The sequence below is a fragment of the Nonomuraea sp. SBT364 genome (assembly GCF_001083785.1).
Lineage (GTDB): Bacteria > Actinomycetota > Actinomycetes > Streptosporangiales > Streptosporangiaceae > Nonomuraea.
The window spans coordinates 14024-34305 of sequence record NZ_LAVL01000011.1 but is presented as its reverse complement, the minus strand read 5'-3'; the positions used below and the strand labels follow the sequence as shown (position 1 = coordinate 34305).

16 protein-coding genes are annotated in these 20282 nt (G+C 70.8%); 6 read left to right on the top strand and 10 right to left on the bottom strand.

The features are described from left to right. Nucleotides 1–97: 97 nt before the first annotated feature. Nucleotides 98–505, bottom strand: coding sequence for a nuclear transport factor 2 family protein (locus tag ADY59_RS07915; RefSeq protein WP_049559594.1), 408 nt, complete (start codon nt 503–505; stop codon nt 98–100). A gap of 59 nt (nt 506–564) precedes the next feature. Between ADY59_RS07915 and ADY59_RS07910 the strand changes: the two genes are divergently transcribed. After that, entirely contained in the window at nt 565–1161 is a 597-nt protein-coding gene (locus ADY59_RS07910; RefSeq protein ID WP_049559592.1) for a TetR/AcrR family transcriptional regulator, read from the top strand. 312 nt (nt 1162–1473) lie between these two features. Here the strand turns inward: ADY59_RS07910 and ADY59_RS07905 are convergent, their stop codons facing one another. Further along, nucleotides 1474–2943, bottom strand: a complete 1470-nt coding sequence (locus tag ADY59_RS07905) for an RICIN domain-containing protein (protein WP_049559589.1) — start codon at nt 2941–2943, stop codon at nt 1474–1476. 529 nt (nt 2944–3472) lie between these two features. Between ADY59_RS07905 and ADY59_RS47435 the strand changes: the two genes are divergently transcribed. Further along, nucleotides 3473–4855 carry a family 43 glycosylhydrolase gene (locus ADY59_RS47435; RefSeq protein WP_053174527.1) on the top strand — a complete coding sequence of 461 codons (1383 nt, stop codon included), beginning with the start codon at nt 3473–3475 and terminating at the stop codon, nt 4853–4855. Between the two features lie 17 nt (nt 4856–4872). Next, nucleotides 4873–6315, top strand: a complete 1443-nt coding sequence (locus ADY59_RS07895; RefSeq protein ID WP_049559587.1) for a glycoside hydrolase family 43 protein — start codon at nt 4873–4875, stop codon at nt 6313–6315. A 56-nt stretch (nt 6316–6371) separates the two neighbouring features. On the opposite strand, the gene ADY59_RS07890 is transcribed toward ADY59_RS07895, so the two are convergent. Genes ADY59_RS07890 through ADY59_RS07880 form a run of 3 tightly spaced genes read right to left on the bottom strand, consistent with a single transcriptional unit; the run spans nt 6372 to nt 9498 of the window. Next, a complete protein-coding gene (locus ADY59_RS07890; protein ID WP_049559585.1) occupies nt 6372–7700 on the bottom strand; it encodes an ABC transporter substrate-binding protein in 1329 nt (442 codons plus the stop codon). A 24-nt stretch (nt 7701–7724) separates the two neighbouring features. Continuing rightward, nucleotides 7725–8627, bottom strand: a complete 903-nt coding sequence (locus ADY59_RS07885; protein WP_049559582.1) for a carbohydrate ABC transporter permease — start codon at nt 8625–8627, stop codon at nt 7725–7727. Between the two features lies 1 nt (nt 8628). Next, nucleotides 8629–9498 carry a carbohydrate ABC transporter permease gene (locus ADY59_RS07880; RefSeq protein ID WP_231618594.1) on the bottom strand — a complete coding sequence of 290 codons (870 nt, stop codon included), beginning with the start codon at nt 9496–9498 and terminating at the stop codon, nt 8629–8631. Between the two features lie 224 nt (nt 9499–9722). Here ADY59_RS07880 and ADY59_RS07875 point away from each other — a divergent pair, with 224 nt between their 5' ends. The 3 genes from ADY59_RS07875 to ADY59_RS07865 all read left to right on the top strand — a co-directional run bounded on the left by ADY59_RS07875 (nt 9723) and on the right by ADY59_RS07865 (nt 12967). Next, entirely contained in the window at nt 9723–10712 is a 990-nt protein-coding gene (locus ADY59_RS07875; RefSeq protein ID WP_049559577.1) for a LacI family DNA-binding transcriptional regulator, read from the top strand. 228 nt (nt 10713–10940) lie between these two features. Then, nucleotides 10941–12125: a DUF2786 domain-containing protein gene (locus ADY59_RS07870; RefSeq protein WP_049559574.1), complete on the top strand. Its 1185-nt coding sequence runs from the start codon at nt 10941–10943 to the stop codon at nt 12123–12125. A gap of 62 nt (nt 12126–12187) precedes the next feature. Beyond that, nucleotides 12188–12967: an alpha/beta fold hydrolase gene (locus ADY59_RS07865; protein ID WP_197093488.1), complete on the top strand. Its 780-nt coding sequence runs from the start codon at nt 12188–12190 to the stop codon at nt 12965–12967. A 33-nt stretch (nt 12968–13000) separates the two neighbouring features. Here the strand turns inward: ADY59_RS07865 and ADY59_RS07860 are convergent, their stop codons facing one another. The 5 genes from ADY59_RS07860 to ADY59_RS07840 form a co-directional block, all read right to left on the bottom strand. Then, complete coding sequence (locus ADY59_RS07860; protein ID WP_049559569.1) at nt 13001–13939, bottom strand: cyclase family protein; 939 nt, start codon at nt 13937–13939, stop codon at nt 13001–13003. Between the two features lie 152 nt (nt 13940–14091). Continuing rightward, on the bottom strand, nt 14092–14625 hold the full coding sequence (locus ADY59_RS07855; RefSeq protein WP_049559566.1) for a hypothetical protein: 534 nt from the start codon (nt 14623–14625) through the stop codon (nt 14092–14094). 213 nt (nt 14626–14838) lie between these two features. After that, on the bottom strand, nt 14839–15429 hold the full coding sequence (locus ADY59_RS07850; protein ID WP_049559563.1) for a hypothetical protein: 591 nt from the start codon (nt 15427–15429) through the stop codon (nt 14839–14841). Nucleotides 15430–15636: 207 nt separating this feature from the next. Beyond that, a complete protein-coding gene (locus tag ADY59_RS07845) occupies nt 15637–18414 on the bottom strand; it encodes an AfsR/SARP family transcriptional regulator (protein ID WP_049559561.1) in 2778 nt (925 codons plus the stop codon). Between the two features lie 285 nt (nt 18415–18699). Then, nucleotides 18700–20253: an alpha-N-arabinofuranosidase gene (locus tag ADY59_RS07840; RefSeq protein ID WP_049559559.1), complete on the bottom strand. Its 1554-nt coding sequence runs from the start codon at nt 20251–20253 to the stop codon at nt 18700–18702. Between the last annotated feature and the right edge of the window lie 29 nt (nt 20254–20282).

Genomic DNA, 20282 nt, shown 5'->3' with positions numbered 1-20282 from the left:
GTCCCGGCATCGCCGGCGGCTGCTCAGGAACGGCAGGTGGCAGACGTCCCGCTCCACCGCTGCCGCGCGCCCGATCGGCAGCCGCTGACGGCGCCGGTCAACCGCCGAGCGCGGACAGGACGGAGTCCAGGTCCCAGTAGGCGCGCAGCGAGACGATCCGCCCGTCGCCATCGATCCGGTAGACGAAGACGCCGTCGTAGCCGGCGCAGGCGCCGGTGGGGAAACGGACGGAGACCGAGGCCACGACCGCGGCCTCCTCCCCCGCGGGGTGCACCGCCGTGACCTCGAAGCGCACCTCGTTGGAGGCGACGGTGAGCTCCCAGAAGCGTTCGAGGGCGGCCCTCCCCCGCAGCCCGGCGTCGCGGGGATCCAGCGGGGAGCCGCCGACCGGGTCGTGGAGCACGGCATCCGGGGCGTAGCAGGCGAGCCAGGCGTCCCGGTCGCCGGCGCCGACCGCGCTCATCGCGGTGAGCGCGGCGACGGCCGCCGGGTGGGTGGTGTCCATCTGGTCCTCCTCAGGCACCTCTAGCTTGACACGTGTCAAGCTAGAGGTATGCTTGACACGTGTCAAGCACGCGATCGAGCATCCTGGAGACCGCCCGGCGGCTCATCACCGAGCAGGGCCCCCAGGTCTCGATGGCCGAGGTGGCCCGCGCGGCGGGAATCTCCCGGCAGGCGGTCTACCTCCACTTCGGCTCCCGGGAGAGCCTGCTCGTGGCCGTCGTGCGGAACATGGACGAGCAGAACGGGATCCGCTCGCGCTGCGAGAAGGCGCTGACCGGGAAGGAGCCCGTCGAGGCGTTCCGCGCCTTCCTGCGTGTCTGGCTGCGCTACGTGGCGACGATCCACCCGGTGGCCTCGGTGCTGCTGGCCTCCCGCCGCGACGACCCCGACGCCGCCGCCGCCTGGACGGACCGGATGGGCGAACTTCACGAGGGCTTCCTCGCCGCCGCCCACCGATTGGGGGCCGCCGGGCGGCTGCGAGCCGGCCTGGCTCCGGACGTCGCAGCCGACCTGGCATGGGCGATGACCTCGATCCCCGTGTGGGAGCAGCTGACGGCCGACCGGGGCAGGAGCGCCGGTGACGTCGAGGAGCACCTGGTCGGCGCCGTGACCGCCGCTCTCACCGGCGACCCGACGCCGCGGGCCGTCCGCGATTGAGTCCTGGCCCAGCACTGGGCCGGTTCCTCGGAGCAGGCGGACGAGTCGGCGGCGTTACGCGCCGGTGCGGTACGACGGCAGCGCCGCCTCCACACCGGCGCCACATTCCGCATCGCCAGCCGCGTGAGACCCCGTTCAGGCGGCCATGCGCGGAACGACCTCTGCCATCTGCCCGTCAGCGCCGCCCTCGCGCCCTCCACGTCGTCGCCGGAGGGTCACGCCCCGGCTGCCCGGCGCCGGGCACACAGCACGGGATCGGCGCCGGGGGCGTGCGGGCCGTACCGCGGATCCGCGGTCACGGTGGGACGAGCGTCAGACGGTCGCGCGCGACCACTGCTGGTTGGTGCCGGTGTTGCACGGATACTGCTTGAGGATCACGCCGTCCGCGGTCGATGCGGACGGCACGTCCACGCATTTGCCGCTGTGCCGTGCCCGGAGCTGGAAGTAGCTGCCGTTGGCGACCATCTGGAACTGCTGGTTGGTGCCGGTGCCGCAGGTGTACTGGATGAGCTCGGCCCCGTCGGCGGTCGAGGCGCTCGCCACGTCGAGGCACCTTCCGCTGTGGCGGCTGATGATGCGCCAGTAGCCGCTGCCGGCGTCCTGGAACTGCCACTGCTGCCACGCGTTGCCGTTGTAGGCGTACTGCCCGACGCGCGCGCCGTTGTCGGTGTTCGGCTGCTGGACGTCCATGGCCTTGCCGCTGTGGCGCACGGTGAGCCGGTAGAACGGAGAGGTGGGGCCGCCGCCGACGGTGTCGCCCCAGGCATAGCGGATCCGGTCAGCTCCGGAGGTGTTGCGGACGGTCAGGTTGAGATCGGTGCCGCTGCCGCTGAGGGCGTACATCGAGTACCAGTCGTACCCGATGTCGCCCGGCTTGCCGCCGATGGCGGGCCAGTAGGTGCCGCCCATCTGGTTGTCCCGCATGACCTGGGCCATGGCGCGGATGTGGCGCACGAAGTTGTCGGTGCTGTTGGCGTCGCCGTAGTTGAGTCCGGTGGACATCGGCGCGCCGAACTCGGTCGCGACCGCGCGGGAGGCGCAGTTGCCCAGACGCGTCTGGATGTGGCTCCGGAAGGCGTCGTAGGTCATCGCGCCGTAGAAGAAGGCGTAGTGGTGGAAGGACAGCAGCGTCGAGTTGAAGCGGCTGTCGTTGCAGACGTCCCGCAGGTCCTGGCTGTAGCCGGTGCCGCCGATGAGCACCCGGTTCGCCGGGGCCGAGTAGTGGTAGGCCAGCCAGTCGGCGGCGACGTCACGCCATTCGGCCGAGCTGTAGCCGTGCGGCTCGTTCATCGGCTCGAAGTAGACGTTGCCGTTCGAGCCGTACGTGTTGGTCACGCTGGACCACATCGTGTTCCAAGCGGCGAGGTTCGTGATCCGGCCGCCGGAGGCGGCGCCGTCCTCCCAATAGGCGAGGATGACCTTGAATCCCCGGGCGGTGGCGGCGTCGATGGCGCCGCGGTAGGCGTTCCACCAGGTCGAGTTGGCCACTGTGTGCGTGTTGATGGGCAGCCGGACGGTGTTGACGCCCATGGTGGAGGCCATGTCGTCGTAGAGGGCGTCGGCCTTGGCCCGTACCGTCGCGTTGCTGTCGGACTGGCTCAGGCCCTGCGGGACGAGCGTGCCGGTGCTGAAGTTGTCACCCAGCACGGCCCAGTTCATGCCCCGGAACTGGCTGGTGGCGGCATGGGCCGGCAGCGCGGAGACGACGAGGCTCGCGGCCGCGGCGACCGCGGTCACCACAAGGGCGATCAGCGACCGGCGTAACGCCATGATCGGTTTCATGAGACTCCCATCGATCGATCTGGATTCCCGGGTCGGCACTCACCTGCGATGCGCCATCGGATCCGTACACGCGCTCCTCGGCGGCAGGGAGATGTTTACGTAAACTTCGCGCGGCAAAAGCTGTAGGCAAGCGCTTTCCCAGCTCTGGCGAGGATGGGCGGCAATCAGATCACTTGGCGTTCGTGGCGTTTCCGCAGAGTGTTAGCGCTCACAGAAGCCTTGTCAACCCCCCGCCTGGAAGGCTGCCGGGGCGCCGGGAAAACTGGGGTATTGACCCCCTCCGATGTGAGCGATAACACTGCTGTTACGCCGATGTGATCCCCGCACCCCTTCACGGGTGCGTGCCGCTCGAACTCCATGCCATGACCGTGCCGAGATCCGCCACCGCATTCATGTTAGCGCTAACATCACGCCATCGAACGGATGAACTTTTCATCGAGACGAATCCCCTCCCGCCGGCCACCATCGCACGCCGCGGTCGACGAGAGCACCGGCGATCACGCGCGGGCACCTCACCCAGGAGAGACCCATGAAGCTTCCGAAGCGGGCGATCCTCCTCGCCGGCATGCTCCTGGCCGCCGACCTGGTGGCGGTCACGCCCGCGTACGCGGCCGTGCTGCCGACCGGCACGCGATCACTGGAGTCGGTCAGCCATCCCGGCCGGTACGTGCGGCACCAGAACTACCTGGGCCGGATCGACCCGATCAACGCCGGCAGCGCCTCCCAGGCGAAGCAGGACGCCACGTTCACGATCGTGAACGGGCTGGCGTCGCCGGACTGCTTCTCGTTCCAGGCCGGGAACGGCCAGTTCCTGCGGCACAGGGACTACCGGCTGCGCATCGACGCCAACACCGGGGACGCGACCTTCCGCGCGGACGCCACGTTCTGCGCCGTGGACGGCTCTGGCGCCGGCTCGTACGCGCTGACCTCCTACAACTATCCGGACCGGCGGATCAGGCACCGCGACTTCGCGCTGTGGCTGGACACCTACCAGGACACCGCCGCCTTCCGGGCGGACAGCTCGTTCCGGATCGCGGCGCCGTGGGTGCCGAAGACGAACAAGGGCCCGATCGTTCCCGGGCTGTTCGCCGACCCGCACATCGCCAGGTTCGGGGACCGCTACTACCTCTATCCGACGACCGACGGGTACGCGAGCTGGAGCGGCACGTACTACAAGGCCTTCTCCTCCCCGGACCTGGTGAACTGGACCGGCCACGGCGTGATCCTCGACCTCGGGCCCGGCGTGTCGTGGGCGGAGCACTCGGCCTGGGCGCCGGCCGTGGCCGCGCGGAACGGCCGCTACTACCTGTACTTCAGCGGCGGGCAGGGCAGCGGCGCCAAGCAGCTCGGCGTGGCGGTCGCCGACTCCCCCGCTGGGCCGTTCCGCGACGCGCTCGGCCGGCCGCTGATCGCGGGCGGGCAGTATTCCGGCCAGGCGATCGACCCGATGGTCTTCACCGACGACGACGGCCGCTCCTACCTGTACTGGGGGCAGGGCACGGCCAGGGTCGTGCCGCTCAACGGCGACATGATCTCCTTCGACCCCGCCCAGGTACGCGTGATCACGCCGTCCGGCTACAACGAGGCGCCGTTCGTGTTCAAGCGCAACGGGACCTACTACCTCATGTGGTCGGAGAACGACACCCGCAGCGAGGACTACCGGGTCGCCTACGCCACCGGCTCCTCGCCGCTCGGGCCGTGGACCAAGCGCGGCGTCGTGCTGCAGAAGCGGCTCGACGCCGGCATCAAGGGCACCGGCCACCACTCCGTGGTCCAGGGCCCGGACGGCTGGCACCTCGCCTACCACCGCTTCGCCGTGCCGGCCGGCAACGGCACCAACCGGGAGACCACCGTCGACCGGATGGAGTTCAACGCCGACGGCACCATACGCCCGATCGTCCCCACCCTCTGACAGAGAAGAGTGCACCCATGTTGTCCCGATTAGCCGCGGTCCTGACCACCATGTGCCTGACACTCGCGTCGTTGTCGGCGCTCACCGCGGAGAAGGCGGCCGCCCTCGACCCGTTCACCGGCTACCTGATGGCGCACTTCACGGGCGAGTCGGCCGACGGCGAGCAGATCTATCTCGCCCACAGCGACGACGGTCTCAACTGGACCGACCTGAACAACGGCGGCGTGGTGCTGCGCTCCACGGTCGGCACGCGCGGGGTGCGCGATCCCGCCCTGGTCCGCTCCCCCGGCGGCGACCGTTACTGGATCATCGCCACCGACCTGCGGATCGCCGGCGGCACCTCATGGAACGACGCCGCCAACCGGGGCAGCACCTCGCTCGTGGTGTGGGAGTCGACCGACCTGGTGAACTGGTCGGCGCCGCGGCTGATGAACGTCGCGGGCGGCATCCCCGGCGCCGGCAACGCCTGGGCCCCCGAGGCCATCTACAACCCCGCGACCGGTGACTACGTCCTCTACTGGGCGACCAACTCGGCGCGCAACGGCGTCACCAAGCACCGCATCTGGTACGCGCGCACCAGCGACTTCCGCACCGTCACCACGCCGCAGCTCTACATCGAGCGCGGCGGCAGCCAGGGCATCATCGACACGCAGATCGTCGAGGTGGCCGGCAGCACCGGCGGCTACCGTTACTACCGGGCCTCGGCCGACGGCCACATCACGATCGAGGCGAGCAACTCGATCCTCGGCTCGTGGACCACGCTGGGGAACCTGTCGCACATGGGCATCTCCAACGGCACCGGCGGCGGCAACGTCGTGGAGGGCCCGATGTGGGCGCAGTTCAACGGCCGCAGCGAGTGGGCGCTGTGGCTCGACCAGTTCGCCACCGGCCGCGGCTACATGCCCATCGCCTCCACCGACCTGGGCAGCACGCGGAACTTCCGCACGGTCTCCGGCTACGGCCTGGGCGGCACCCGCAAGCGCCACGGGTCCATTCTCAACCTGACCCAGGCGGAGGAGAACAGGGTGCTCGGCCGCTGGGGCGACTCGACGCCGATCAACCGCCTCCAGTCCTACAACTTCCAGGACCGGTACGTGCGGCACATCGACTACGACGTGCGCATCGACGCCAACGTCAGCCCGGCCCAGGACGCGCAGTTCCGCCTGGTTCCCGGCCTGGCGGGCTCTGGCACGGTGTCCTTCATGTCGGTGAACTTCCCCGGCCACTACCTGCGCCACTACGACTACGATCTCCGGCTGGAGGCCTCCGACGGCAGCTCGATCTTCGCCGCGGACGCGTCGTTCCGCCAGGTCGCCGGGCTCGCGAGCTCGTCCTGGTCGTCGTTCCAGTCGTACAACTTCCCCGGACGCTATCTCCGCCACTCCAACTACCTGCTCCGCATCGACGAGATCAGCACCGCGACGGCCCGCGGCGACGCCACCTTCCGCGTCACCTCCTGACGCACGCGGGCCGCCCCCTTCCGGGGGCGGCCCGCGTCCGGCAGGCAGTCCTGCGGTCACCGCACGCTGAAGCCCTGCTCCTGGCCGTACTTGACGGAGGCGTCCTGCCAGGCCTTCAGGCCGTCCTGCAAGGTCGCGTCACCGACGTACGCCTTGCCGACCGTGTCGTTGAAGATGCTGTTGGCATACACCTGGTACGGCAGGTACGACCAGCCGCTGACGACCTGGCCGGCCGACTGGGCGAGCACCTGGTTGACCTGCTGGCCGCCGAAGTAGGGGAGCTTCTTGTCCAGGAAGGCCGGGGAGTTGAGCTGGGCGGTGGTGGCGGGGAAGGCGCCGTTGTCCGCGCGGGACTGCGCGCCCTCGTCGACGGCGGCGTACTTCATGAAGGCGTAGGCGAGCGCCTTGCTGGCGGACGCCTCGGGGACGGCCAGGGAGCTGCCGCCGTTCTCCGAGGTGGCCTGGCCGCCGGCCTCCCACTGCGGCATGGGGGCGACCCGCCACTTGCCGGCCCCGGCCTTGACGCCGGACTCGAGGTTGGCGGGCATCCAGGCGCCGATCACCAGCGTGGCGATCGTGCCGTCGCCCAGGCCCTTGTACCACGCCTCGCTCCAGGAGCCGACCGGCGCGACCAGCTTGCCGCTGACCAGCTGCTGCCAGGCGGCGGTGAACTTCTGCGTGCCCGCGTCGGCGAAGTTGACGGTGACGTTGGTGCCGTCGACCTGGTACGGCTTGCCGCCGGCCTGCCAGATCATGCTGGTGGTGAAGCCGGCGTCGCCGATGTCGTTCGTGATGTACGCCTTCGGGTCGGCCTCGTGCAGCTTCCTGGCGGCCTCGATGTACTCCTCCCAGGTCTTCGGCACCTCGATCTGATGCTTGTCGAAGACCTCCTTGTTGTAGAAGAGCGCCATCGGGCCGGAGTCCATGGGCAGGCCGTGGACGGCGCCGCCGGAGCGGACCGAGCCCCACGGGCCGGGGGTGAAGGTGCCCTCCAGCTTGTCCGCGCCGAACGGCGTCAGATCGGCGATCGACTTGGCCAGCGCGAACTGCGGCAGCGCGTAGTACTCGACCTGGGCGACGTCGGGCACGCCCGAGCCTGCTTTGATCGCGTTCTGCAGGGCGGTGTACTGGTCGTTGCCCGTACCGGCGTTGACCAGGTTGACCTTGACCTTCGGGTACTTGGCCTGGAAGTCGGTGACCACCTTTTCGAGGGTCGGCTCCCAGGCCCAGACCGTGATGCTGCCACCGGCGTCCAGCGCGGCCTGCACGCTGTCACCGGAGGCGCTGCTCTGCGGGGCGGACGCCGTGCCGCCTCCCGGGCCGCCGCAGGCGGCGACGATCAGTGCGGCGCCCAGCAGGAGGGCGGCGCTGCGGGTTGTCCTCATGGAGGTGTTCCCTTTCGGTGGTGGTTATTCCTTCACGCTTCCGGCGGCCAGGCCCGACTGCCAGTACCGCTGGAGCAGCAGGAACGCCGCGATCAGCGGGACGATGGTGAGCAGCGAACCGGTGATCACCAGATTGAAAACGGCCTCGCCGCCCGCGGTGGCGGCCTGGGCGTTCCAGCTGTCGAGCCCGAGGGTGAGCGGGTACCAGTCCGGGTCCCGCAGCATGACCAGCGGCAGGAAGTAGTTGTTCCAGGTCGCGACCACGGTGAAGAGCAGGACCGTGACGATGCCGGGCGACAGCAGCGGCAGGCTGACGCGGAAGAACGTCTGGAACTCCCGCGCCCCGTCCACGCGCGCCGACTCGATGATCTCGTCGGGCACGGCGTCGGCGGCGTAGATCCACATGAGGTAGAGGCCGAACGGCGAGATCAGCGACGGGATGATGATCGCCCATGGGGTGTCGGTCAGGCCCAGGCCGGCGAACATCAGGAACGTCGGCACGGCCAGCGCGGTGCCGGGCACGGCGACCGCGCCGATGACGACGGCGAAAACGGCCTTCTTGCCGGGGAAGTCGAACTTCGCCAGCCCGTAGCCGGCGATCGTGGCCAGCGCGGTGGCGCCGCCCGCGCCGAGTATCACGTACAGCAGCGTGTTGAGCAGCCAGCGGGTGAAGATGCCGCCGTCGTAGGTGAGGGTGTCGGCGATGTTGGAGAACAGCGCGAAGTCTCCCGCGAACCACAGACCGAACGAGCCGAACAGTCCCTCCTGCGTCTTGGAGGCGTTGATCAGCAGCCAGGCCAGCGGGAGCAGCGTGTAGACCAGCATGATCGAGGTCAGCAGGGTCAGGGTGACGCTCCGCCGGTGGCGGCGCGCCGGGCGGCGGCGTACGACGAGCGGCTTGTGCCGTCTCCTGGCCGTGGCGGTCACTTCATGCCCCCTTCCGCATGCCGCGGAGCTGGACGACGTAGGCGATGATCATCGTGATGACGCCCATGACGATGGCGACGGTCGCCGAGTAGTCGTACTGCTGGCCGGAGAAGGACAGCGAGTAGGCGTAGAGGTTCGGCGTGAAGTAGGTGGTGATCACGTTCGGGGCCAGGACGCGCAGGATGCTGGGCTCGTTGAAGAGCTGGAAGCTGCCGATGATCGAGAAGATGGTGGCGATCAGCAGGGCCCCGCGCAGGGCGGGGAGCTTGATCGCCCAGATGACGCGGAGCTGGCCCGCGCCGTCGATCTGCGCGGCCTCGTACAGCGAGGGATTCACCACGCGCAGCGCCGAGTAGAGGATCAGCATGTTGTAGCCGACGAACTCCCAGGTCACGATGTTGCCGATGGAGGCGAGCATGAGGTCGGCGGAGAGCGGGTCGGGCAGCGACAGGCCGAGGCGCTCGTTCAGGTTGCCGATCAGGCCGAACCGGGTGCCGTACATGAAGCCCCACATCAGCGTGGCGACCACCGCGGGCACCGCGTAAGGGAGGAAGACCGAGATGCGGAAGAAGCTCGTCCCGTAAAGCCGGCCGCTGTCGATCACGAGAGCCACCAGGAGCGCCAGGAACAACATGATCGGCACCTGGACGACCAGGAAGATCGCGACATTGCCGAAGGCCGCCCAGAACCGCGGGTCGCTCAGCGCCTTGACGTAGTTGCCGGCGCCGACGAAGGTGGTGCCGCCGATCAGCTGGGTGCGGAAGAGACTGAGGTAGATCGAGTACGCGATCGGCGCCAGGAAGACGAGCGCGAACACCGCCATGAACGGCGCGACGAACCGCCAGCCCGCCCATGATCGTTTTAAGGCCACGGGGTACTCCCTCGAAGATTTGTTCACGTTAACATCGGTCGCCGTCATGGACGCGTGACGTTGTCACACAGGTACGCACAGCTATGTTTACGTAAACGTACGTTGCGGTATCGTGGCATCGGTCACATGGGCCGTCAAGGAGGTGTGCAGGGATGCAATCCACCGGGGGGGTCCAGCGCGGAGGGTCCGGCGTGCCGGGCGAGCGGCGCAAACAGCGTGTTTCCATGGCCGACGTCGCCCGCCTGGCGGGGGTCTCCTCGCAGACCGTCTCGCGGGTCTCCAACGGCCACCCCGGGGTGATCGACTCGACCCGCGAGCAGGTGCTGACGGCGATGCGGGAGCTGGGCTACCGGCCCAACAGCGCCGCCCGCGCGCTGCGCTACGGGCAGTTCAACACGATCGGCGTCATCCTGTTCACCCTCTCCTCGACGGGGAACAGCCGCACGGTCGAGGCCATCGCCACCCACGCCGCGGCGGAGGGCTACGCGATCACTCTGATGCCCATCGACGTGGCGACTCAGGACAACGTGCTGGGCGCGTTCACCCGGATGGGCGAGCTGGCCGTGGACGCCGTGATCGTGATCATGGAGGTCCATCTGCTCGACGCCGGCACCGTGACGCTGCCGCCCGGCGTGCACGTCGTGGTGGTCGACTCCGACGCCAGCGACCGCTACAGCGTCGTCGACACCGACCAGGCCGACGGCGCCCGGCGGGCCGTGAGTCACCTGCTGGAGCTGGGGCATCGGACGGTCTGGCACGTGACAGGGCCGCGGTCGTCCTTCGCCGCCCGGCGCCGCGCCCAGGCGTGGCGCGCCTCGCTGGAGGCCGCGGGCCGGCCGGTGCCCGAGCCCCTGCACGGCGACTGGTCGGCAGAGTCCGGCTACGCGGCCGGGCTCGCCCTCGCTGACGAGCCCGGCTGCACGGCGGTGTTCGCCGCCAACGACCAGATGGCCCTCGGGGTGCTGCGCGCCCTGCACGAGCGCGGCCGGCCGGTGCCGGACGAGGTCAGCGTGGTCGGCTTCGACGACCTGCCCGACGCCGCCTTCTTCATACCGCCGCTGACCACGGTGCACCAGGACTTCGCCGAGGTGGGCCGGCGGTGCGTGCGGCACGTCCTGCGCCGGATCCGCGACAACCGGGCCGCGGAGCCCGGCACCGATCTCGTCCCGACCCGCCTCGTGGTCCGGGCTAGCACGGCCGCCCCCAAGAGCTGACCGGACTCACCCGATCGCCGGGCGGCCGGCTGCTGGCCAGGCGGGACGCCCCACGCTGTGCCGGCCGGCCCCTCCGGGATCCGCCGACCCGCGGGGGCCGGACACCCGTCAGGGCGGGGATGTGCGCGGCTGACTCTTTCCGGCACCTCGCCGCCTTTCGGCCGCGCAGGGGGGCAGGCTCCGTCACGGTAGAGTTCTGGCGGACTTTCCTCAAGGTGGACGGCACGTGTGAACAAGGCTGACGAACTGATCGGCGCGGCGATGGAGGCCCTCGCCGGCGAGGATCAGGCGGCCTTCGACTCCGCCGCCGCCTTCCTGGCCGACCGGGACGACGCCGACCGCGTGCTGCTGGAGGCCGCGATCCGTACGATCTCCCGGTTGTGGCGGGACGGCTGGCAGCCCGCCGACGTGGTCAGGATCGCGGCCAGGCGGCTGACCGACCGGCACGGGCGGGCGGCGGCTGACCTGATCGCCTGGGAGATGCGCGCCTACGCGCCGGCCACCGTGGACGATCGCTGGCGTGACCAGCTCGCCGGCCTGGGGGCCGCGGTGTGGTGGAAGGGCGGCTACCTGGCGGCGCGGCAGGCGCGCGACGGGGCCGGCCGGCTGGCGACCGTCTCCGGTGTGCTGGAACTGCTGGGGTTGCTGACCGGGCTGCCCCGGCTGGAGTCGCTGGGCCCGCCGCCCGGAACCGCTCGCCGCACGGTCCGGGCCCGACCGCACGCGGTCAGCGCCAAGACGTTCGCGCGGGTGCGGGCGCTGCTCGCCAAGGCGGAGTCGACGACGTACGAGGCGGAGGCGGAGACGTTCACGTCGGCGGCGCAGAGCTTGATGGCGAAGTACAGCATCGACGTGGCCATGCTGGACGCCCGGCCAGGCGGAGGTGAGGCCCCGGCGGGCATCCGGGTCGGCATCGACGCGCCGTACGAGCAGCCCAAGGTCGTGCTGCTCGACCGTATCGCCGAGGCCAACAGGTGCCGGGTGATCTGGTCGAAGGAGCTGGGGTTCGCCACCGTTCTGGGGTTCTGGACGGACCTGTCCTGGGCGGAGGAGCTGTTCACCTCGCTGCTGGTGCAGGCGCAGACCGCGCTGGTGAACTCGGGCACCAAGAAGCACGGCAGCGGCAAGTCGAAGAACAAGACGTTCCGCCAGTCGTTCCTGTCGGCGTTCGCCTCCCGGATCGGAGAGCGGCTCGCCGAGGCCACGGCGGCCGCGGTCTCGCAGGAGAGCGCCGGCCGGGGCACCGACCTGGTGCCGGTGCTGGCGGCCCGCGAACAGGAGGTGGAGCAGGCGGTCGGGCGCATGTTCCCGAACCTGGTCTCGCACGCGGTCCGCACGTCCTGGGACCGGGAGGGCTGGGCGGCCGGCCGTACCGCCGCCGATCAGGCCAGCCTCGGGGCGCGAGACCGATAGCGCTCCGACGCGTTTGCGACCGATTTCGCCATGGCCGGCGACGCTGTGCCAGCATGATCGGTATGGCGATCTTTGTCCAAGAGGTGGGTGCCGCCGAGGCGCCGGCGGTGGTGCTGTTACATGGTGTGGGCACGAGCGGCTGGATGTGGGCCAAGCAGGCCGAGGCGCTGGCCGGCGAGATGCGCGTGCTGGTTGTCGATCTGCCGGGGCACGGGCGGAGCAACACGCTGCCGTGGATCTCGATCGCCGACACCGCCCGCCTGGTGGCCGAGGAGATCACCGCCCGGGTGCCGGAGGGCAGGGCACATGTGGTCGGCCTCTCCCTGGGCGGCTACGTGGTGGCGCAACTGGCCGCGACCGCCCCCGGGGCGGTGATCGGCGCGATCATGAGCGGGGTGAACGTGCTGCCGTTCCCCCATCCGGGCCGGCTGCGGCTCATGGGCGCGTTGCTGGCCCCGGTCATGAAGTGGGGGCCGGTGCTGCGGGCCAACGCTCGCGCGCTCAACGTTCCCGCGGAGGACGTCGACGGCTATCAGAGCGCCGCCCGGGCCACCAGCCGGCAGGCGTTCCGCCTGGTCAACGACGAAGCCCTCCGCTTCCGGCTGCCCGCTCAGGCCGCAGGCTCTCCGTGCCCGGTCTTGGCCGTGGCCGGCGAGAACGAACACGATCTCACGCGGAGGTCCCTGGCCGACATCGCCGCCACGTTCCCCCGCGGCGAGGCATACCTGGCGCCGGGAGTGGGCCACGCGTGGAACGGCGAGAAGCCTGGGCTGTTCACCGACATGATCCGGGCCTGGGTCACGGGCGGCCGGCTGCCTGAAGAGCTCATCCCCGCGAGGTGACCCGGGCGGCGGCGCGCCTCCCGTGCGCCGCGGTCAGAACGTGGCGATCGGGTTGACCGGGCTGCCGGACGTGCCGGCGAAGCGGACCGGCGCGACCGCGAGCTGGAAGTCCCACTGGCCGAGCTCGGCAGCCGTCGCCGCGCACGCCTCCAGGTCGCAGTTGTCGAGCATCCACAGGCCCATCGCGACGAGGCTCACGGCGTGAACCGGCATCAGCACGTCGTCGTACCCCGACGGCAGAACGTCCTGGGGGGTGTCGGCGCCGATCAGCGCGACCTCCCGTTCGTGCAGCCACGGCAGGCAGGACGCGTGCCAGCCGGCCTGCGCGAAACCGCTGACCGCACCGCTCTCGTGCCGGACGCGGCCATTGCCGGTCCGCAGGAGTACGGCGTCGCCCGGTCGCACCCGCACACCCTGGCGACGCTCGGCCTCCTCCAGATCGCCGGGAAACACGCCCTGCCCCGGCTCCAGCCACGGCACATCCCGCACGCTCGCGACGTCCAGCAGGACACCGCGCGTGACGATCCCGTTCGCCGCCGCCGTGACGGCCGCCCACCCCGACCCCGTCGCGGCGTCGACCAGCGAGTGCGACCGCCCGTTGTACATCGTGCCGTCCCAGAAGATGTGGCACGGCGAGTCGATGTGGGTGAGGGTGTTGCCGTGGAAGGTGATGCCGAGCCGCTCGGTCGAAAAGCCCCAGTGGCGGTCGTTACGGAATCCGGGCGCCGGCATGTTCTCGGCACCCGGCATGTCGGCGGCGCACGGGCATGCCGTCGTCGACCGCTCCATGTCGTCCGGTACGGCGACCTCCCATGCGCACGACACGCTCCGGCCGTGGCGCACGGCCCGGGCCGCCGCCAGCCGGACGTCGTCGGTGATGTGGTTAAGAGTGCCGAGCTCGTCGTCGTCGCCCCACCGTCCCCAGTTCGACAGCGTGTCGAAGTACCCGAGCACGTCGTCCTGTGCAGGCATCGGTCGCCCTGCCGTCATCCCAGCATCGACTCCTCCGGTCACGTGGTTCGAGGCACCGCAGGCAGCGTATCCCGCCCTCTCCCTCGGCATGACCGTGTCCGGACCGGTGCCCGGCTCGACGTCGTCGAGCTACGCGAGGGGCGTCGGGGTCCTCACAGTGCCGTGGCTGTGACCAGTGCGCTGATCGCCGCGCTCAGCAGCAGGGTCGCGCCCATGACCGGCGCGGCCGACCGGCTGCTCGGCGTGGTGGTGCCGCGCAGGCGGGTGCCCACCACCGCGAGCGCGATCAGCTGGACGACGCCGACGGCCGCCACACCGACGTCGTTCAGCAACAGCGCCAGCGGCAGGAAGTGCGCGGCCACGACGAGCGCCACCCACCAGGCCATCCAGCGGGCCGCCCCGCGCCTGGCCAGCAGGAAGCATCCGGCTCCGGCGGCGACGACCTCAACCGCGACCAGGACGCCGAACCAGGCGTACCTTCCCTCCAGCGCGCTCGGCTGGTCCCAGTGCGTGGCGGTCAGCATCCCGAAGGCCACGGCGAGCCCGACGCCCAGCACCGACCCCGCGCCCAGCCAGATCCGCCAACCGCGGGGCGGGTCCTCCTGAGCCCAGCCGAACCACACGAAGGCCATCAAGCCGAACCACGCCGTCGTGAAGCACTGGTCGCGCAAGAACTCTGTCAGCATGGGCACCCAATTCGGCGAATCGTGATCGAAAGGGCAAATATCCCACAGCGTCGCGCCAGGTCGCGTGGGGCCGTGAGCGGCCCGCCAGCACGTACCGCCTCCGGGCCCCGGCTCAGGATTCGGCGAGGCGGCACTGCGGATGCCGCCGGGTGCGGCGCGGCGACATCCGGAGCGCGGCGTTCGTACCGGCCAGGTGCACCGTCCGACGTGATGTCATTCCCGGTAGGGGCCGGGCCGTGGCGAAGGCGGAGGTGGCGGAGCGCCGTGGGGATGCCGGCCGGGGCCGGGGCCAGGGCCGGGCCAGGCCGGGGCCGGTGGGCGGTGGACGCGGGGCTTCAGCACCCGCAGGGTGGCGATGGCGCCCGCGGTCAGCGCGGGCAGGACCAGGAGGGTGTACCCCCACGCCCCGTGCACCTTGAAGACGATGTCGGTGATGGCGACCAGGTCGCCCTGGAAGGGGAGGCTGAAGAACAGCGACAGGTGCCAGACGAGGAAGCCGAACGCGCTCGCGAGGCGTCCCGCCACCACGGCCGCGACCGCCGCCAAGATCGGTGCCAGCGGCCCGGCCCGGCGGGTCATCATCACCGCGCCGCCCACGATCACCCCGATGAGCAACGCAGCACCGGCGAAGAGCATCTTCACTATGATCTTGCTGGTCTCGTGGCCCGGCACGTGGCCGCCGACCAGGAAGTTGAGGGCTACGTGGCCGATGGTTCCCACCACGGCGGCCGCGGCGGCGCCCAGGGCGATCGCACCGATGACAGCGGCCTGGCCGGCTCTGCCGGGGGGACGGTACTGCGTCATCCCACCATTAAATAGGCGCGGTCGATCACATGGCACCGCCCGATGACCGGCGCCCACCGGAACCGTCACCGCCGGATCGTGCCCGAGGTTGCCGTCGTGAACAAGCGGGGCGGCGGGCGTTGACGGCGCTGCCGCCGAGGCGGCGGGTGAGCCACCGGCGCGACGCCGGCCGAGGTCAGGGCCGTGCCGGCGTCTCTCCGGTGCGGCTCACAGGACGTTCAGGATCGGGGCGGGCGTATCGGGCACGGCCTGGGCCAGGTGGTGATCCACCTGCTCCTGGGTCAGCAGCTCGACGTCGCGCAGGATGCCGAGCGACCGCCGCCACCAGGTCCACGCCTCGTCGTGCCGCCCTTGGTCGTGGTGGACCCGGCCGAGGCCCCAGCTGGACGTGGCCGCGCCGAGGTGGAAGCCGGCCTCCTGCTGGAGCGTGACGGCCGTCCGGTACGCGGACTCGGCCTCGTCCAGTTGCCCCGCCCTGTGGTGAGCGCTTGCCAGGGTGTCGTACGTGATGCCCTCCCGGAACGGGTTGCCGAGCTCGGCCCACAGGGCCAGGCTGGCCCGGGCCATGGTGATCGCGTCGGCCGGCCGGTCCAGCTTGCCGTAGATCACCGCGCGGTTGCTGAGGAAGACGGCCTGGAAGTCCGGCAGCCCGCCGGCTTCGGCGAGAGCCTGGCCGTTCTCCATGCTGGCGAGGGCTTCGTCGTAGCGCTCAAGCTGGGCGTAGGCCATGCCGAGGCCGTTGTAGGCCGACAGCGTGCGCCGTGGCCGGTCGGCCCGCTGCCAGCAGATGAGGGCCTGCTCCTGATGCTCGACCGAGAGGGCGAACTGCCCCATGGCCTGGTGCCGGTCGCCGAGGAGGTGGTGCTCCAGCCCTTGGGCGGCGGCGTTCCCGCTCGCCACGGCGATCTCCAGGGTCCGGGTGTGGAGATCGATCAGTTCGCGGTTCAGGCACATCCTGACGAACGGCCGGTAGAGGGCGCAGGCCAGGCCGATCGCGGTCACCGGGTCGTCGCGGACGGACGCGGCCTGGTGGGCGGCGGCGAGGAGGTTGTCGCGCTCCTGATCCGTCCAGTCGCCGGCCTCCTGGGCGGTGGCGAGCGCGATTCCGGGGCGGTCGCCGTCGTAGTCGGCCAGGGCATGAGCTGAGGAGGGGTCGAGCAGCAGGCTGGCGCTCTTGGCGGTGGCCAGGTAGTGGTGGAACGTGCGGCGGACGGCCGCGTGGCGTTCGGCTTCGTGGAAGCCGAGGGTGGCCTCCTCCCGGGCGTAGAGGCGGACCAGGTCATGCATCCGATAGCGGCCGAGACCGGCCGATTCCAGGAGGCGGGCGTCGAGCAGGCGGTCCAGGGCCGCTTCGACCCGGTGATCGGGCCAGTCGGCCAGGGCCGCGGTGGCCGCCGGGGTGTGGGTGGGCGTGTCGAGCAGCCCGAGGAGCGTGAACAGGTGGGAGGCGTCCTGCCCGGTGGGCTCCTCCCGCAGGTGATGATGGCTGACGGCGATGGCGGTGCGGACGGCCAGGTCGGCATAGTGCAGCACGTCCAGGCGACCGGTGGCGACCGCGAGCCGACCGGCGAGGTACGTCAGGGTCCAGTCGGGGCGGGCGGCCAGGCGGGCGGCGGCGATGCGCAGGGCGAGCGGCAGACCACCGCACAGGGCGGTGATCCGGTCGGCGGCCGCCGGTTCGGCGTGGACGCGTTCGCGGCCGGTGATGCGTGCCAGCAGTGCGGTGGCGTCCTGGTGGTCGAGGCCGGTCAGGTGGCAGTGTTCCGCGCCGTCCAGGGAGGCCAGGCGCTCGCGGCTGGTGACGATGACGGCGCAGCCCGTCCCGGCGGGGACGAGAGGGCGCACCTGACTCGCGTCCAGGGCGTTGTCGAGAAGGATCAGCAGGGCCCGCGTGGCGGTGAGCGAGCGGTAGTGGGCGATCGCCTCCTCCACGGTGGAGGGGACGGCGGAGTCGCCGACGCCCAGCGACCGCAGCAGCCGGCCGAGGACGTGGATCGGAGCTGCCGGCGAGAGGCCCGCCGTCGCGCCGTGCAGATCGACGTAGAGCACGCCGTCGGGGAACCGGTCGGCGGCGGCGTGCGCGGCGTGGATCGCCAGGGCGGACTTCCCGATCCCGCCGGGGCCGTCGATCGCGGCGATCGCCGGGGAGTTCGGCGCGGTGCCGGAAAGCACCTTGTCGAGCCAGGCGATCTCGGCCGACCGCGCGGTGAAGGCGGGCGTGTCGGCCGGAAGTTCGGCGGGCACGACACTCGTGGCCGGAGCGGGGGCGGGATCGGTGACCAGGTCGAGCACGGGGTCGCCGGTCAGCACCGCATGTTGCAGCCGGTGCAGCGCGGCCCCCGGCTCGATGCCCAGCTCATCCGCCATGGCACGGCGCGTCTCCTGGTAGACCGCCAGCGCCTCGGCGGGCCGGTCCGCGCGGTACAGCGCCAGCATCAACTGCGCGCGCGGACGTTCCCGTAAGGGGTGCGCCTCCGCGTGCGCGGTCAGCTCGTTCAACACGGCGTGGTGGTCACCGGCGGCCAGGCGCAGCTCGACGCAGTCTTCCAGCGCCGCGAGTCGTTCCTCCTCCAGCCGCGTCGCCTCGATCAGCGCCCATCCCTCGCTCTTGCCCTGCAGGGCATCACCGCGCCACAACGCCAGCGCCTGCTCGTACATGCCGATCGCGGTGGTGCGATCACGGGTGGCACGGGCCCGCCGGACCAGGCGGGAGAACCGGTGCGCGTCCACGCTCTCCGGCGGCAGGTCCAGCCGGTATCCGCCGCCCGCCGTGGCGATGACCTGACCCGGCAGCACCTCGCGCAGTTTGGAGATCGCGATGTGGAGCTGCTTGCTCGTGGTGGACGCCGGGCTGCTGCCCCACACATCGGCGATCAGCTGCTCGGAGGAGACCACCCGTCCGACGCCCAGGGCCAGCCGGGCCAGCACCCCCGCGCGCCGCGCACCCGGCAGCCTCAGCACGGCGCCGTCGGCCGTGACCTCCAACGGTCCCAGAATATTGATCTCCACGCCCACCGAGAGCGCTCCCGTCCCGTCGTCCTGCGAAGGCGTAGGAGTCTAACGACCCGGCCGCCGTCCTGCGGTCCACCGCGCTACCGTCGCGGGCCGTCCCGTACTGACGCAGCCCGCGGTGGTGAGGCTGGGGGCGGAGGCGGGACCTGGGCACACGAGCCACCCGGCGCCGCAGGCGTCCGGGCAGATGATCCGGCACTGGGCGCACACCCCGCGAGCAGCGGGAGCAGCACCCAGGCCAGTCGCATCCGGCTCGTCCTAGGACTCCTCAGACCCGCCGCCTCCGGCCAGACGACCCTGCACGGTGACGAAGGAATGGGCGGGCAGGTGCACCCGGAGCGTGGACGCCGTGGCCGTGACGCCGTCGTGGGCGCGCGGCGCGACCGTGGCGGGGGAATCGGGGGTGTTGTGGTCGTGGAGCTTGCCCGCGGTGAGGATGCGGGCGCCGACGTCGGCCAGGGTGCCGCCGCGCAGGTCGAGTTCGACGTCGACGGGGGCGTCGGCGTCCAGGTTGGACAGCGAGACGAGCACCTGGCCGTCCTTGCTGCTGGCACTCAGCGACAAGGTCGGCAGGGTCGTCTCCCCCACCTCGCGCGCGGGAAGCGCGCCCTTGACGTCCACGCGCAGCGAGGCGGCGTCCTGGTGCCCCTTGTTCATCTCGAAGACATGGTAGGTGGGGGTCAGGACGAGGGCCCCGGTGCCGGGGTCGGTGAGGATCATCGCCTGCAGCACGTTGACGGTCTGCGCGATGTTGGCCATGACGAGGCGGTCGGCGTGGCGGTGGAAGACGTCGAAGTGCAGGCTGGCGACGAGGGCATCCCTGAGGGTGTTCTGCTGGTAGAGGAAGCCCGGGTTGGTGCCGGGCTCGACGTTCCACCAGGTGCCCCATTCGTCCAGGACGAGGCCGACGTTCTTGCCGGGGTCGTAGCAGTCCATGACGTTGGCGTGGCCGGTGATGAGCTCGTCCACGCGGGCGGCCTGGACCAGGGTGCGGTAGTAGTCGCCGGTGTCGAAGACGGTGGCGTTCCCCTTGTCCTGCCAGGTGCCGGGGATGGTGTAGTAGTGGAACGACAGCGCCTGCATGAACGGCTGCGGCCGGTAGGCGCAGCCGAGCTCGCCGAGCTGCTTCATCAGGGTTTCGGTCCAGGCGTAGTCGCCGGAGTTGGCGCCGGCGGCGATGCGGTAGAGCTTGTTGTCGCCGTGGTCGCGGGAGTAGGTGCCGAACCGGCGGGCCTCGGCGGCGTACTGCTGGGCGGACATGTGGCCGCCGCAGCCCCACGCCTCGTTGCCGAGCCCCCAGAAGCGCACCTTCCACGGCTGCTCGCGGCCGTTCCGCTTGCGCAGCCGCACCATCGGCGAGTCGCCGGCGCGGGTGAGGTACTCCACCCAGTCGCTCATCTCACGCACCGTGCCGGAGCCGACATTTCCGCTGATGTAGGGTTCCGCCCCGAGCAGCTCGCACAGCGCCATGAACTCGTGCGTGCCGAAGTGGTTGTTCTCCTCGACGTTGCCCCAATGGGTGTTGACCATCACCGGCCGATCGGCCTTCGGGCCGATGCCGTCCATCCAGTGGTACTCGTCGGCGAAACAGCCGCCCGGCCAGCGCAGGTTCGGGATGTTCAGCACGCGCAGCGCCTCCACCACGTCCAGCCGGATCCCGCCCTCGTTCGGCAGGTCGCTGTCCTCGCCCACGTAGAACCCGCCGTAGACGCATCGGCCCAGGTGTTCGGCGAAGTGGCCGTACAGGTGCCGGTTGATCACCGAACCGGGCACGTCAAGGTTGACGACAGCGGGCACGACGGAGTCGGTCATCGGTCCGTTCCTCTTGGCTCAGGGGGTGG

What these genes read in the sequence shown, in the direction of transcription:
- ADY59_RS07915 (WP_049559594.1), bottom strand. Translation starts at nt 505, where the DNA reads ATGGACACCACCCACCCGGCGGCCGTCGCCGCGCTCACCGCGATGAGC.
- ADY59_RS07905 (WP_049559589.1), bottom strand. Translation starts at nt 2,943, where the DNA reads ATGAAACCGATCATGGCGTTACGCCGGTCGCTGATCGCCCTTGTGGTG.
- ADY59_RS47435 (WP_053174527.1), top strand. Translation starts at nt 3,473, where the DNA reads ATGAAGCTTCCGAAGCGGGCGATCCTCCTCGCCGGCATGCTCCTGGCC.
- ADY59_RS07895 (WP_049559587.1), top strand. Translation starts at nt 4,873, where the DNA reads ATGTTGTCCCGATTAGCCGCGGTCCTGACCACCATGTGCCTGACACTC.
- ADY59_RS07890 (WP_049559585.1), bottom strand. Translation starts at nt 7,700, where the DNA reads ATGAGGACAACCCGCAGCGCCGCCCTCCTGCTGGGCGCCGCACTGATC.
- ADY59_RS07875 (WP_049559577.1), top strand. Translation starts at nt 9,723, where the DNA reads ATGGCCGACGTCGCCCGCCTGGCGGGGGTCTCCTCGCAGACCGTCTCG.
- ADY59_RS07865 (WP_197093488.1), top strand. Translation starts at nt 12,188, where the DNA reads ATGGCGATCTTTGTCCAAGAGGTGGGTGCCGCCGAGGCGCCGGCGGTG.
- ADY59_RS07860 (WP_049559569.1), bottom strand. Translation starts at nt 13,939, where the DNA reads ATGCCTGCACAGGACGACGTGCTCGGGTACTTCGACACGCTGTCGAAC.
- ADY59_RS07855 (WP_049559566.1), bottom strand. Translation starts at nt 14,625, where the DNA reads ATGCTGACAGAGTTCTTGCGCGACCAGTGCTTCACGACGGCGTGGTTC.
- ADY59_RS07850 (WP_049559563.1), bottom strand. Translation starts at nt 15,429, where the DNA reads ATGACGCAGTACCGTCCCCCCGGCAGAGCCGGCCAGGCCGCTGTCATC.
- ADY59_RS07840 (WP_049559559.1), bottom strand. Translation starts at nt 20,253, where the DNA reads ATGACCGACTCCGTCGTGCCCGCTGTCGTCAACCTTGACGTGCCCGGT.